The organism is Shewanella sp. Iso12, from assembly GCF_012030025.1.
Classification (GTDB): Bacteria; Pseudomonadota; Gammaproteobacteria; order Enterobacterales; family Shewanellaceae; genus Shewanella; species Shewanella algae.
Map to the genome: position 1 here is coordinate 148,511 of NZ_JAAUHW010000011.1, position 14,022 is coordinate 162,532.

The following is a 14,022-nucleotide window of genomic DNA, read 5'->3' on the forward strand; positions in this document are numbered from 1 at the left end:
TATCCCCCCTTTATTCGACTCAGTAGTGAGGCGGCGGCGTTTCTTCCGATTGAGACGCGATATTGCTCGGTTCTATCGCTTTGAGTTTACTGATTAACAACTGGATCTGAAACTGCTGCTCGGCCACGACTTTATTGAGTTCGAAAATCTCCTGACTCAATTCTTCCAGTGTGGCTTCCTGAAATGACAGCTTGGTTTCGAGCTCTTCGATCCTGTCCGGGATTGCTTGCATTACTTACCTCTGTGTTGGCGCCGACCAGCGTTCCAGCAAGCTGGCACTGCTGATACTCTGAAGTTGGCCGTTGTCGGATTCAGACACTGAGTATACTACGGCGCTTTGGGGCAAAGGCTTTTTTGGCAGTGAAACTTGCCAGTTGGCGACTTTTTTCCCCGAATCGACCTGCCACAGACTCAATTCTCTGGCCGGCGTGCCGGTCAACAAGGCCTGCTCCTGTTGGATAAAGCGCGCTGCCGAAAAGTTCATTTGCCGCCGGACTATCGCCAGCGAGCTGGCCAGTTTCCCTGAGTCATTGTGCCAAATGTCGGCATTGCCGGTACTGTCGGACACTAAACTGAGGTTACCGCTGCGGCTGAGGACAACCTTCAGTACCCTGGAGTCCATCTGCCAGCGCCTCAGTACTTGAGCATCCTGGGTGCGCCACAGCAGGGCGGTGGCATCGTTGGCGCCGGTCAATGCCAGGCGGCCATCGGCAGAGAGGGCAACGCTGTTGACCTTTTCGCTGTGGCCAAGAAATTTCACCAGCACACCTGTGGTCGGGGTCAGCGACATCACCGCGCCATCGGCCAGCCCTACCAGCAACTGGCCGTTGTCGGCCACGGCCACAGTCTGGGCTACTGCCGGCAGTGACCACCAACCCGCCGCCCGGCCGTCGGCGATTTTCCACAGTGCAACTGAATCGCGGCTTAACGTCACCGCATATTCTCCATTGGCCGAGATATCTGTGGCGATGACATCATTGGCTTCACTGCCTTGAGCCCACTGATACTTGACCGCGCCTTGTCTGAGATCCCAAAGCCTGATCCCCTCCTGGCTGCTTATCAAAGCGTAGCGGCCATCGGCAGAGAGGCTGGCGCTGTAGCTGGGATCGGCCGCCAGGGATTGGCTGCTATTGGGGCCTGGATGGCAGGCACCAAGGCCAAGCAAAGTAAAACTGAGCGTGCAAATAAGTAGCAATCTGTTTATTGCCATGAACTTATACCGCCTCGACTTGTCATTTTGAGTAAGGGTAAAACGCTGTCGCTTCCATGCAAGGGTTAACGGTTTGTCGGCCGCTTTCCCTTGTTAACCAGTATGGATAATCTGCTTTGTATCTCAAAGTTAACTGGTATAAAGTGAGTCGTCTTACATATTTTGGGTTAATTGTAACCATTTGAAGATCCTGAGGATGCCTTTAATGAAACCGATTTACAAAATTTCACTGGTCGCACTGGCCCTGATCGGCCTTTCCGCCTGTAACCAAGAACAAAAAACAGCGAGTGCCGACAAAGTGGAACTGAGCTCTGTCGAGCAGAAAGAAGCCTATAGCGTGGGTGCCTCTATTGGCCGCTACATGGCCGGCCATATCAAGGAGCAGGAAGAGCTGGGTTTCTCAGTCGATCGTGCTTTGATTGTGACTGGTTTCCAACAGGGGCTGAAAGACGAGCTGCAACTGACTGAAGATGAGATGCAGAAAGTGCTTGAAGGTCTGGACCAGAAGCTGAATGAAAAACGTATGGCCAAGGTCCAGGAGATGGCGGCCAAGTCGATGCAGGAAAGCAAGGCTTATCTGGAACAGAACAAGGCCAAAGAGGGTGTGATCACCACTGAGTCCGGTCTGCAATACGAAGTATTGACTCCAGGCGAGGGTGAGAAGCCGGCCGCCGAAGACGTAGTGACAGTTCACTACCGTGGAACTCTGATCGACGGCACTGAGTTTGACAGCTCCTACTCCCGCGGTGAACCGGCAGAATTTGCCCTGAACCGGGTGATCCCGGGCTGGACCGAAGGGGTTCAGCTGATGCCGGTAGGCGCCAAGTATCGCTTCGTTATCCCATCTGAGCTGGCCTATGGCGAGCGTGATATGGGCACTATTCCTGCCAACTCCACACTCATCTTTGAAGTCGAGTTGCTCAAGGTCAAGAAGGCCGATGCCCCCGTAGAGCCGACCGAAGCCGAGGCTTCTGCCAAGTAATCCCTTGTTTCACGGAAAGTGGATACCCGATATTGAAAAGGACGCCGCCGGCGTCCTTTCCTTTTCCCGTTACAGCCACTTATAGCGATAGAACAGCCACAACTGTCCCCCTACCAATAGCAACAGGAACAGGCAAAAGGCTCCGAAGGCCCAGCCGACATCGGCGCCCGGGATCCCGGCGATATTGACCCCGAGCAGACCGGTAAGAAAACCCAGTGGCAGAAAGACGGCGCTGATCAGCGACAGGAAATAGAGGCGGCGATTGACGGCCTCGGCCTGACGGTTTTGTAACTCTTCCTGGGTGACGCTGGCCCTATCTCTGATGGCATCCAAATCTTCGATGCAGCGAATGAGTTGATCATTGATTTCGTTGAATTTAAGCCGCTGCTGTTCATCAAATACCTTAGCCGAGTCTGCCAGCAGGCGGGTAAAGGCTTCCCGCTGCGGCGCCAGGTAGCGCCGGACCACCACTATCTGGCGCCTGAGCTCGGCGATATCGCTGCGTAGATCCCTGTCGTTACCGGCCATGACCTTGTCTTCCAGATCGTCAACAGTTTCTTCCAGCCGGTCGATAAACTCCGTCTTTCGCTGGGTGAGACGCTGCGTCAGCGCCAGCAAAAACTCCCCGGTATTGCCGGGGCCTGCTCCTTGGCTGACGCTCTGGATGATGTCTTTGACCGATAACAGCTCGCGACTGCTGGTGCTGATAATTCTGTGATTGTCCAGGTAGAGGCGTATCGACACCATGTCTTCAGGGTCGGCCCCGGGGTTGTGATTGACCCCTCTGAGCGCCAGCAGGAAACCCTGGCCGGATTGTACCACCCTGGGGCGAGTGTCCTGCGCCAACAGTGCTGCCACTTCCAGCGCGTCCAGGCCGCTGTGTTGTTGCAACCACTGACGGTTGGATTTCTTCTTATAGTCCAGATGCAGCCAGAGTATGCCCTGCTCCGGGCGCCAGTCGCTGACCTGTTGCTGCGTCAACTCCTTGCCTGCCATCTCCCCGCTGAGCAGCAAGGCACAAAATTGTTTTTCGGCCATAGATTCACTCTCATAGGTTTGCTTTAGTTCAAGCTAACCTAGTTATACCACTGGGCATAGGAATTTACTCACTCAGTGACAATGAAAAGCAGGGCAGGCAAGTAAAGTAATAGGATATCGGGATAAAGCGACATTGGCTTGCACCGCATACGTGCTTTTTCAACACGCCCTTGGGGAGCTTGTCAGCCACCCGATGACTACACCAACTTGTCTCACCGTAGCATCACTATGCCATCGCCAATCTGGCTTGAACCCCAATGGTTGACACAGTTCTGAGCAAGTCAAACTTCTATAGGGAATGATATTACGATAGAAAGTAAAGCCCAGGCATAACTATGGGCAATCCCCTGGGCTCTGGGTTAAAATTAGGATAGGTTTGATTACAGCAAAAGAAGTGGCACCATGGAATACGAATTTCGGCGCAATTCACTGACGGGAACCGCAATGGCCCGCTTCAGTATGGAGCATCATGTACTGGGGCAATGGTTCTCTGAAGAGTTGGCGGATAACGCCGAGATCTGCACTCAGGTCAAACAGGCATTGGCGGATTTACAGTCAGGGCGCATTCGCGAATGGCAGTTGATTGGCCGGGATCTGACGCTGCAACTGGATCAGGAGCAGGTGCGGGTTTACGCCAATGTGCTCGAATTCGGTGAGAGTCAGGAGTTGGATGAGTCCCTCTCTCTATATGATGCCGAGTCAGAAGCCTGGTGCGGCTTGGAAGATTTTCAGGATGTGCTTGAGAGTTGGTGTGACTTTCTGCACCAGAGCCGCTGAACAAGCGGCATTGGCAGAAATGAGAAGGGACGCGGTAGCGTCCCTTTTTCGTGGCTTAACGGTTGAGATAACGCACCGCCATTTCGGTGCGGGACTTGGCATTGGCCTTGCGAAGCAGGTTTTTGACATGCACCTTGACCGTGCCTTCGCTGATATGCAGTTCCTCGGAGATCACCCTGTTGCTCTGGCCTTCAGCCAGATGCTGCAGTATCTGCAACTCTCTCGGTGTCAGGCTGTCGAGCCAGGCTTCCTCGTCGGCGGCATTTTTCAATTCAAACAGATAGTCTTCCACTTCGGCGCTGATCACTCGGTGGCCGGACATGGCTTCTTTCAGCTGCCCAAGCAGCAGATCGGGTTCGGTATCCTTGAGCAGGTAACCATCGGCGCCGGCTCGCAGCAAACGGATAACATCCTGTTTGGCATCGGAAACCGTCAGGATAACGATTCTGGAGGTGACTCCCTCCTGACGCAGGGCGTTCAGGGTATCGAGACCCGTCATGCCTTTCATATTCAGATCCAGCAGGATAATGTCCGGCTCGTTTTCGGCGGTAGCCGCCAAGGCGTCGAGCCCGGTACCGGCTTCACCGAAGAGACTAAAGTCAGGATCGGATGCCAGTAACTGACAGATACCGCGACGCAGTAAGGGATGGTCATCGACTACCAGAACTGAATAAGGTTTACCCATGATGTGGCTCCTGCTGAGGTGGGAAAGTCAGGACAACACTGGTGCCTCCCGACGCATTGCTGGAAAATTCAACCATACCCGAGAGGCGGCTGGCTCGCTCGTGCATTATCCCTATGCCGAAATGTTGATCCCTTTCCTTGATATGCGCCAGGCCTATGCCGTTGTCTTCGACACTGATAACCACCATGTTATCAGAGTTCTTTTCGCAGCTGATACAAATACGACTCGCATTTGCATGTTTAATGGCATTGAGGGTGGCTTCTCGGGTGAGCTGCAGAATGTGAATATGTTGGTGCGCCGCCAGTAACTGTGGCGGCAGGCGATAGCTGAGTTCCAGCTCCGTGTCTGTTTGGCTGCGCAGTTGCTCCAGCATGGCCTCGAGGGCGTTGCGGAGATTGGGTTCTTTAACGGTCAGGCGGAAGGTAGACAGCAGTTCTCTGAGCTGGGCGTAGGCTGTGGTCACCCCCTCATTGAGTTCTTCGAGCTGTTGGGTCACCGCCGGGCTTTTGCAGCTCTGGTCGAGGCCTTTACGCAACAAACTTATCTGGATTTTCAGGAAGGACAGCAGTTGCCCAAGAGAATCGTGCAGCTCCCTGGCGATAACCGCCCGCTCTTCCAGCAGGGCCAACTGTTGGCGTTGTTCGGAGGCGTTGTGAATCACTATCGAGCGAGCCAGCATGATGGCGAAGTTTTCAAACAGGGGCACATTGATATCGTGCTCGCCTATCACTTCCAGAAAGCCGAGTTCCTGTTGTTCAAACTTGAGCGGAAACTGCATGGTCTGTCCGGATTGCGGCCAGATATCCTCGTCGGTGGCGATCACCTCCATGGCATCTTCATCCTGCTGAATAATCAGCCGCAGATGTTGCAGGTGCTCATACTCCTTGAGTTGCAGCAGCGACTGCCGCATCACCTCGAAATTGAGTTTGCCCGAATGCAGCAACACCAGATTGTCATAAAGAAATTTGAGCTCACGGTTGGCACGGGTCAACGCCAGAGTCTTCTCCTTCACCTGAGTTTCCAGGTTGCCGTAGAGAGTTGCCAGCTCCTGAGCCGTACTGTCGAGGGCATCGGAAAGAGCGCTGAGCTCAATATATTCCGTCTTCGGCATTTCGACGGCAAAGTTACCCTTGGAAATAGTGTTGGCCGATTCCATCATCTGTTGCAGCGGTACCACCACCTTGCGTTTGGTAAAGCGCACGGCGATAAAGGCAATCAGCAGCATCAACCCCAAGCCTACTATCTGGCTGACGGCCAGCAATCTTAGTTTGAAGGCGGCGTGGTGCTCCATCTCCAATACCAGCAAATCTATGGTATCGACAAAGTCTTTCAGCGAGGAGGCATAGTTGCGCGAGTCTTCCTGCTCTATGTAGTACTTCATGACCTTCCACTTGCTGATCACCAGTTGGTATTGCTGCCCGAGCCTGGCCGGCGATGACCAGTCCATAGAGCGTACCAAGGCATCTGAGTAGAGGGTGTTTTCAAATTCGCGAATTTTTTGCAGCGCTTCTTCACTGCCGGAGTTGGCATAAAACATCAGCCGGTAGCTCTGCATTCGCAGTGAGCCGGAAGCGTTGATCGCCCTGGCATCTCCCAGGCTGTATGACAGATTGATAATGGCAAAAGTGGCCAGACCGCTTGAGAGCAGGATAAGGGTCAGCATTAAGCCTAAAATGGTAGAGGTCAAACTGCCTCGTTTCATGAAATATTCACTCACTTTTGCTAAGGTTTCCTCAGTCCCTGCAGCGTTACTCTCGATTATCGGAAAGGAAACGCGCCGATAAGATTGTCGAGAATAAAAAAGGACTTGGGTCTCAGAGTTCTACATTAGCCAGCGCTTGAATACATTAACAAGAGTACAAAAATGTGAACAACATCGCCTTCACATTTTGATCTGGCGCAAACTTCGCCCCGGATACCTCCTAAGAGGTATATTTTTGGCGTATTCAAGCGGCTACTTTTGACCTTGGAGATGTCGTGGTTATTGCAAATAACGATAAAGTAACACGGAGATGAGATGGTGAAAAAATTAAGCCAAAAATCCTTTGCACTCAGTGCATTGGTCGCGGCAAGCGTAATGGCTGCCGGTGCGTTTGCGAGTGACAAGACCGAGCCTCGCAACGAAGTCTACAAAGACAAGTTCAAAAATCAATATGCCAGTTGGCATGACACTGCAAAGAGTTCTGAAATTGTTGACGTATTGGCAGAAGATCCCAACCTGGTGATCCTGTGGGCCGGTTATGGTTTCGCCAAGGACTACAATGCTCCTCGTGGCCACATTTATGCCGTGACCGATGTGCGTAACACCCTGCGTACCGGTGCGCCAAAGAGTGCCGAAGATGGCCCAATGCCAATGGCTTGCTGGAGCTGTAAGAGCCCGGATGTTCCTCGCCTGATAGAAGAGCAGGGTGAAGATGGTTACTTCACCGGCAAGTGGGCCAAAGGTGGCCCTGAAGTGGTTAACGCCATAGGTTGTGGTGACTGTCACGAGAAAGGTTCGCCTAAGCTGCGTCTGGGCCGTCCTTTTGCCGAGCGCGCCATGGAGACCCTGGGTACGCCATTTGATAAGGCTTCCCGCAAAGACAAGCAATCCATGGTTTGTGGCCAGTGTCACGTAGAATACTACTTTGAGAAAGTGGAAGGCCGTAAGGGCTTTGTTAAGTTCCCATGGGATCAAGGCACTACAGTGGAATCCATGGAAGCTTACTACGATGCCATCGAGTTTGCCGACTGGACTCACGCTCTGTCCAAGACTCCTATGCTGAAGGCACAGCACCCAGGTTATGAAACCTGGCAGCTGGGGGTTCACGGTAAGAACAACGTGACCTGTGTTGACTGTCACATGCCGAAAGTAACCAACGACAAGGGGCGTAAGTTCACCGATCACAAAGTGGGTAATCCTTTCGACCGCTTCGAAGAAACCTGTGCTCAGTGCCACACTCAGAGCAAAGAGTTTATGGAGAACCTGACTGCCGAGCGTAAAGCCAAAGTTAAAGAGCTGAAGCTGAAGGCCGAAGATCAAATCGTCAAGGCGCACTTCGAAGCTGCTGCCGCTTGGAAAGCCGGTGCGACCGAAGCCGAGATGAAGCCAATCCTGACTGATATCCGTCATGCTCAATGGCGCTGGGATTATGCTATCGCCTCTCACGGTGTCGCGGCTCACGCTCCTGATGAAGCGCTGCGGGTACTGGGTACTGCGGTTGACAAGGCTGCCAACGCCCGGGTGAAACTGGCGCAGCTGCTGGCTAAGAAAGGTATCGTTGAGCCTGTCGCTCTGCCTGATATCTCCACCAAGGCCAAGGCTCAGGCTGCTCTGGGTATGGACATGAAGAAGATGGTTTCCGACAAGGAAGACTTCAAGAAAAATGTTCTGCCTAAGTGGGATGCTGAAGCCAAGAAGCGTGAAGCAACCTACAAGTAACAGTCGTTAACATAACGAAATGAAAAATCCCCGCACCGCGGGGATTTTTTATCTTACAAGCCAGCAGTGGTAGCCAGTGAGTGATTACAGGCTTATTTGATCAGCTTAAGCAGAGCCTTAAAGCGTTCACCTTCTGCCTGATGTTGCAGTTCAAACAGTAAAGATTCGCTGTTGTTGAGCCTGGCTCCCTGCTGCTTCATCATCTCTATTCCCAAGCGTTTGTTGCTTTCACTGCGGGAGCTGACGGCATCGGCTATCAAGTGCACATCGAAACCCTGCTCAATAAGATCACCACAGGTTTGATAGACACAGACATGGGTCTCTATCCCGGCCAGCAGTACCTGTTTGCGGCCCGTGCTCAACAGTGCCTCACGGAACGCCGGGCAGTGCCAGCCACTGAAGTGATGCTTGGCAATCGGCGAATTGGTCTTGGATAGCAGGGCGGCCAGCGACTCTGTAGTGGGGCCGAGCTTCTGCGGCAACTGTTCCAGCCAGAGCACTGGGATATCAAACAAGGCCGTGCCTTCTATCAGCATGGCCAGTTGTTGATGCAGCTGTTCACTCTTGTCCATTATCTGCGCCAGTTTGCCCTGAACATCCACTATGACCAGCACACATTCTTCCGCTTTTAGCATCTTGTTCTCCTTCAGGTTGGTCTTAGGACAGGTGCAAACGAGTCCTTCTTTCACTTCAGTCAACGACAGGACATTCAGTTAACGTCAGTACAGGGCTTAAGCCAATAGGCCTTAGGTCGTAGATGATTGCGCTTTTTTTGTGCGCCCAAGCCTTACTTGCACTTAATTGGTGCATATCTGCAGCTCTCAACCTGGCCCGTAAAAGCTAACTCTTTATAAAACAAAAAATTAACATTTTGGCCTGATGCTTGAATTGCTTTTGGCATAACACCAATACAGCAAGGCGATTCTGGAGGTCTGGATGAAATTAGTCAGCGCAATCATTAAGCCGTTCAAGCTTGATGATGTCCGCGAAGCGATTGCGGGCATAGGCATTGAGGGGATGACGGTCACCGAAGTCAAAGGTTTTGGCCGACAAAAGGGGCATACAGAGCTCTATCGGGGAGCCGAGTATCAGGTGGACTTTCTGCCCAAGGTTAAGCTCGAGATCGCCACCAAGGCGGAGAATCTTGAGCACCTGCTGGAGGTCATCACCAACGCCGCCCATACCGGCAAAATAGGTGACGGCAAGATCTTTGTGACAGATCTGGAACAGGTTATCCGTATTCGTACGGGCGAAACAGATACAGAAGCGCTGTAAGGGGGAGAAGATGGAAGAACTGAGCAAATTGGGTACTACGGTCACAGAGTTGCGTTTTGCGCTGGACACCTTTTACTTTCTGATCTCCGGCGCGCTGGTGATGTGGATGGCGGCGGGTTTCGCCATGCTGGAGGCTGGGTTGGTGCGTTCCAAAAACACCACAGAGATACTCACCAAAAACATCTGTCTCTATTCAATCGCCTGTATCACCTACCTGATAGTGGGTTACAACATCATGTATGTGGACAATGGCGAGGGCGGCTGGCTGCCGAGCATCAGCACCTTGATAGGATCTCAAGCTGCTGACGCCGACCATGCGCTGGAGTCTGATTTCTTCTTCCAGGTGGTATTTGTGGCTACAGCCATGTCGATTGTTTCCGGCGCCGTGGCCGAGCGCATGCGCCTGTGGGCTTTCCTGGCATTCAGCCTGGTAATGACGGCAGTCATCTATCCGGTGGAAGGTTACTGGACCTGGGGCGGTGGTTTCCTTTCCGAAGCCGGCTTTGTCGACTTTGCCGGTAGCGGCATAGTGCATATGGCCGGTGCGGCCGCGGCCTTGGCCGGCGTCTTGCTGCTGGGGGCCCGTAAAGGTAAATATGGCGCCAATGGCCAGGTTAACCCTATCCCGGGATCCAACCTGCCGCTGGCAACCCTGGGGACTTTTATCCTCTGGATGGGTTGGTTCGGTTTCAACGGTGGTTCTCAGTTACTGGTCTCTGATGCCGAGAATGCCAGCGCCGTGGCCAAAGTCTTCGTCAACACCAATTCGGCGGCGGCCTTCGGCGCGGTATCTGCACTGATCGTCTGTAAGATGGTGTGGGGCAAGGCCGACTTGACCATGATACTCAATGGTACTTTGGCTGGTTTGGTGGCTATCACGGCCGATCCATTGTCGCCCTCTCTGCCTATGGCGGGTGTGATAGGCCTGGTAGCCGGCGGTTTGGTGGTGTTCTCCATCGTGGGCTTTGACCGCATCAAGGTAGATGATCCTGTCGGGGCTATCTCGGTGCACGGGGTCGCCGGTTTCTTCGGTTTGATGATGGTGCCTCTGTCCAATGCCGATGCCAGTGTGACAGGGCAACTGTTTGGCGCTGCGGTGATCTCTGCCTGGGTGTTCCTGGCGTCATTGCTGGTGTGGGGCGCCTTGAAAGTGACCATGGGGATCCGGGTGACCGAAGAGGAAGAATACAACGGTATGGACGCGTCGGATTGCGGTATCGATGCCTATCCTGAGTTTGTGACTGTCAAGAACGCCAATTGATAAGCCAAGAACGCCATGATAAGCCATGAGTGTTCTTGAGAGATCAAGCAAGCTTCCTTAATCTTTAAGCCATCTCTTGTGAGATGGCTTTTGGTTAGAGCTGGCTTTGGGGTTACCGGCCTTGTTGTTACCTGGCTTGGCGGGAGTCGGCCAGGAAAAGCGCATTTTGGGGCTATGGCGCTTGATGACAGACGCTCTTGGGGGCAGACTGAAAGCAGAAACAGCCTGGAGCCTAAGGGGATGGCGATGAAGACTCTCAGTGTAATGAAGCTGACCGGTACTTTTCTCTGCACTTTGTGCAGTACCTTGCTGTGGCTTGGCAATGCCGAGGCAGGACAAGTGGTGGTTCGTGATGCCAGTGAGCCCTTCGATGCCTTTGCCGTCAGGGATGAATTACTGCGTCAGCATGAGTGGCAGGAACTACTGCGCTCGCAGCAGCAACTGGAGATCCTCCGCAGCCTGCCTGCTATATGTGTTCCTTACATGCGCCCCTATCGCTACTTTTCCTGCGATGGCCATTTTTATCGCCCCTATCTTTACCGGCAACAGCAGCTCTATATAGGGATCCCCAAGCCGGATTCCGAAGTTATCGCTCCCGGAAATGAAGGCTTGAACTAGGGGATATTCACATTTTGTCACCCTTTGGCGCGGCAGGAGTGGCCAGTCTGACTTAAGCTTTCAGTAAAGAAGCCTTAACTCAGGAGGCCTTATGTTCTCAGGCACTCTCACTCGTGCTCTCTTTGGCGCTCTACCCGCTACCATGGTGATTCGCCTATTGGGTGCGGTTTTGCTGCTGCTATTTTGCGGTTGCAACAGTACCCCGGTGCCAAGCAAGATGGCCCTGGGCAGCCTGTTTCAGGATAACCAATTCAAAGAGGTTGGGAATATCCCCGAGCCCGCCGAGTTATTCGCCTTGCCTCCCGAGGCGGTGCAGTTACTCAGAGGTGCCTATAGCCGTGGGGCACTCATCTCCAATCAGGTGTTGGCCCACGAGTGGTTGGCTGACTATATCCATGCCGACAAGGGCGGCTTTCGCTATCAGGACAACTACACCCGCACCGCCGCCGAAACCTTTCACGACAGGGCCGGAAACTGCATGTCACTGGTGATCCTGACGGCGGCCATGGCGCAACAACTGGGGATAGAGGTTGAATTTCGTGATGTGGAAGTGCCCCCGGTCTGGGATCGCCAAGGCGCCTTTTATCTGGTCAATGGTCATATCAATCTCAAGTTATACCCGCCCAAGAATAATCATGTCTTCCATGTCACCGAGCGTTCCATTCTGGTGGATTTCCTGCCCGAGCGTGCTGTGCGCAGCTATAAGGTCAATAAGATCAGCCAAGGTACTGTGGTCGCCATGTATTACAACAATACGGCGGCCGAGGCATTGATCAATGAGAATTGGGATCTCGCATACGGCTTGCTGAAAAAGAGCCTGCAACAGCAGAGTCTGTTTATTCCGGCGCTCAACAGCCTGGCGGTGCTCTATCGCGCCAGGGGCATGGAACAGATGGCCGAGCGGGTCTACCGCTATGCGTTGACGCTTGAGCCGGAAAACATGACTACCCTCTATAACCTGGCGGTCATGCTGAGTAGCCAGGATAGACTGGATGAATGGGCCGAAGTGCACAAGGTACTGGAGCTTGCCCGGATCCGTAATCCTTATTACTACTATGATATGGCGCAGCAAGCCTACATGGATCGCCAATATGACGAGGCGCTGAGTTGGTATCGAAGAGCGATTGAGAAGGCGGATTATCGCCACGAGTTTTACTTTGGTTTGTCCAGAACCTATTGGGCAAAAGGGGACTCCGACCGGGCGAAGAGCAATCTGCAAAAGGCGTTGGCGCTGGCCGGTGACGGCGAGCAGAAAAAACGCTATCAGGCCAAGTTGCATGCGATGGAAGGGCATTGATTCAAAAGCTTGGCTGAAAGAGTGGGGTTATAAAGGCGCAATTGGTTAAGCCAAGCTGCAGAGTAAAAAGCCCGATGCTGACATCTGCATCGGGCTTTGCTGCTTTTGGGCTATAAGTTGCTTTCTGGCTATAAGTTTCTCTCTGCCTGAAAGCTGGCTTTAAAGGGCATCTAAACTCAGCGCCTTGTCGCGGTAACTCAAGCGCGCCATCTGCCCCATATCCTTGAGCTCAACTGCCCTGACACCATAGGGCGGCTTTAAGCCCGAATTTTGGATTAGCTCAAGGTTTAGAGGCAACTGCAGACTGTTTTGCTCTTGTGTCAGCCAGGCTGCGCTTTCACTCTGCAGTATGGCGATTTCCCGCCCCTGGGAGTCCATCCCTGTCAGTATTGCCGACACCCCAAAACGACCACTTTGGGCCAGCTCCAGCGTAAAGTTGAGGGCGCTTGGCAGACCATTTTGCCAACCAACTTTGATTTCGGGTGCCAGCCGCGCCGATGGATAGAACTGCTTGAAGGCGGTCTTGACGGTACGTCGTACCAAGGTGTTATCCACCTGGGTCTCAATATCGACCACCAGTTCACTGAACCCCGCATTGCTTGAGGGCATGGGCAGCTGCTCATTTTGCAGTCGCCAGCTGTCGCCACTTTTGCTGAGTTGCAGTGGGGTTTGCTCGCCGCTTGCTTGCTGCAGCCGGGCACTGGCCAAACGAGGTGAACCCATGGCCTTATCGTTCTCAAGCGCCAGCTCCAACTCGAGATGGGTGTTGGCCTCGAGTGATGATGGGGTGCTTAACTTGAGACGATAGGCAGACCCTTTCTCTTTGACATTGACGAGATAGTTGTCAGTGGCGGTCAGCGCTGCGGCGACCTGCAGGCGATAGAGACCGGGCTTGATATCTGAGCTCAGCAACAGGGCACTGGAGTCATCATCCATCCCGGCGCTGGCCAGAGACTCAGAGTCTACGGCGCGGCGGATAAGACGCTTGTTCTCAGTTTTGCCTGCGGCCGAGCTGAGTTGAACTGCGTCCGGAGCAATGCTCTTGGGGGCAGTCGGGGCGCCGCTGCTTTTATCCCAGCGAGGAGCCAGACGGATAACGCTGCTGCCTTGGGTTAATGGCAGCTCTATGCCCTGGTTAAGCTCGGCGCCTGTAACCATCAACCAGTATTCATCACTGCTGGCACTGGCGGTTTTGTCCGGCAGCTGGGCTTGATACTCCCCTGACAGCGCCCTGACAAAGCTGACATCTTCCCTGGAAGTATTCAAGGGCGGCAATTGCCCTGTATCTAGCTCTTCTGAAGCCTTGATATCGCTTGTCTGGGGCGGCACCATGGCCAAGGTCAGGCTTTTGGGCTGCTGGTTCTGTTCTACCTTGGCATCATCCTGGCAACCCGTGAGGCTCAGGAGTATCGCTGCCAGCAGCGGTGTCTTGCTGATATGCATCTTCATACTTACGTC

General features: G+C 53.4%; 14 protein-coding genes. 7 read left to right on the top strand and 7 right to left on the bottom strand.

Annotation, left to right across the window (positions count from 1 at the left end; genetic code table 11):
* Window positions 1-19 precede the first annotated feature (19 nt).
* The gene (locus tag HCX89_RS17280; protein ID WP_167716812.1) at window positions 20-232 is read right to left on the bottom strand and encodes a SlyX family protein; all 213 of its coding nucleotides are present in this window, start codon (window positions 230-232) and stop codon (window positions 20-22) included.
* Between the two features lie 3 nt (window positions 233-235).
* Window positions 236-1,210 carry a WD40 repeat domain-containing protein gene (locus HCX89_RS17285; protein WP_167716814.1) on the bottom strand — a complete coding sequence of 325 codons (975 nt, stop codon included), beginning with the start codon at window positions 1,208-1,210 and terminating at the stop codon, window positions 236-238.
* A 205-nt stretch (window positions 1,211-1,415) separates the two neighbouring features.
* Between HCX89_RS17285 and fkpA the strand changes: the two genes are divergently transcribed.
* A complete protein-coding gene (fkpA, locus tag HCX89_RS17290; protein ID WP_028780139.1) occupies window positions 1,416-2,192 on the top strand; it encodes an FKBP-type peptidyl-prolyl cis-trans isomerase in 777 nt (258 codons plus the stop codon).
* Between the two features lie 69 nt (window positions 2,193-2,261).
* Here the strand turns inward: fkpA and HCX89_RS17295 are convergent, their stop codons facing one another.
* Window positions 2,262-3,230, bottom strand: coding sequence for a zinc transporter ZntB (locus HCX89_RS17295; protein ID WP_025011526.1), 969 nt, complete (start codon window positions 3,228-3,230; stop codon window positions 2,262-2,264).
* Between the two features lie 402 nt (window positions 3,231-3,632).
* Between HCX89_RS17295 and HCX89_RS17300 the strand changes: the two genes are divergently transcribed.
* Entirely contained in the window at window positions 3,633-4,007 is a 375-nt protein-coding gene (locus HCX89_RS17300) for a YacL family protein (protein ID WP_025011525.1), read from the top strand.
* Window positions 4,008-4,062: 55 nt separating this feature from the next.
* Here the strand turns inward: HCX89_RS17300 and HCX89_RS17305 are convergent, their stop codons facing one another.
* Window positions 4,063-4,692 (bottom strand): response regulator, encoded by a 630-nt coding sequence (locus tag HCX89_RS17305; protein WP_025011524.1) that lies wholly within the window; start codon window positions 4,690-4,692, stop codon window positions 4,063-4,065.
* The gene (narQ, locus tag HCX89_RS17310; RefSeq protein ID WP_028780137.1) at window positions 4,685-6,394 is read right to left on the bottom strand and encodes a nitrate/nitrite two-component system sensor histidine kinase NarQ; all 1,710 of its coding nucleotides are present in this window, start codon (window positions 6,392-6,394) and stop codon (window positions 4,685-4,687) included. Before narQ ends, HCX89_RS17305 begins: the two co-directional genes overlap by 8 nt.
* Window positions 6,395-6,709: 315 nt before the next feature.
* Between narQ and nrfA the strand changes: the two genes are divergently transcribed.
* The gene (nrfA, locus tag HCX89_RS17315; protein ID WP_062793833.1) at window positions 6,710-8,113 is read left to right on the top strand and encodes an ammonia-forming nitrite reductase cytochrome c552 subunit; all 1,404 of its coding nucleotides are present in this window, start codon (window positions 6,710-6,712) and stop codon (window positions 8,111-8,113) included.
* 92 nt (window positions 8,114-8,205) lie between these two features.
* Here the strand turns inward: nrfA and HCX89_RS17320 are convergent, their stop codons facing one another.
* Window positions 8,206-8,748, bottom strand: a complete 543-nt coding sequence (locus tag HCX89_RS17320; protein WP_167716816.1) for a hydrolase — start codon at window positions 8,746-8,748, stop codon at window positions 8,206-8,208.
* Window positions 8,749-9,049: 301 nt separating this feature from the next.
* Here HCX89_RS17320 and glnK point away from each other — a divergent pair, with 301 nt between their 5' ends.
* From glnK to HCX89_RS17340, 4 genes are all read left to right on the top strand, one after another.
* Window positions 9,050-9,388 (top strand): P-II family nitrogen regulator, encoded by a 339-nt coding sequence (gene glnK / locus HCX89_RS17325; RefSeq protein WP_025011521.1) that lies wholly within the window; start codon window positions 9,050-9,052, stop codon window positions 9,386-9,388.
* A 10-nt stretch (window positions 9,389-9,398) separates the two neighbouring features.
* Window positions 9,399-10,649: an ammonium transporter gene (locus HCX89_RS17330; protein ID WP_044733846.1), complete on the top strand. Its 1,251-nt coding sequence runs from the start codon at window positions 9,399-9,401 to the stop codon at window positions 10,647-10,649.
* 246 nt (window positions 10,650-10,895) lie between these two features.
* Window positions 10,896-11,267, top strand: coding sequence for a hypothetical protein (locus HCX89_RS17335; protein ID WP_231473557.1), 372 nt, complete (start codon window positions 10,896-10,898; stop codon window positions 11,265-11,267).
* 142 nt (window positions 11,268-11,409) lie between these two features.
* On the top strand, window positions 11,410-12,564 hold the full coding sequence (locus HCX89_RS17340; RefSeq protein WP_101058278.1) for a hypothetical protein: 1,155 nt from the start codon (window positions 11,410-11,412) through the stop codon (window positions 12,562-12,564).
* A 159-nt stretch (window positions 12,565-12,723) separates the two neighbouring features.
* On the opposite strand, the gene HCX89_RS17345 is transcribed toward HCX89_RS17340, so the two are convergent.
* Window positions 12,724-14,013 carry a DUF4785 domain-containing protein gene (locus tag HCX89_RS17345; RefSeq protein ID WP_167716818.1) on the bottom strand — a complete coding sequence of 430 codons (1,290 nt, stop codon included), beginning with the start codon at window positions 14,011-14,013 and terminating at the stop codon, window positions 12,724-12,726.
* Window positions 14,014-14,022 lie beyond the last annotated feature (9 nt).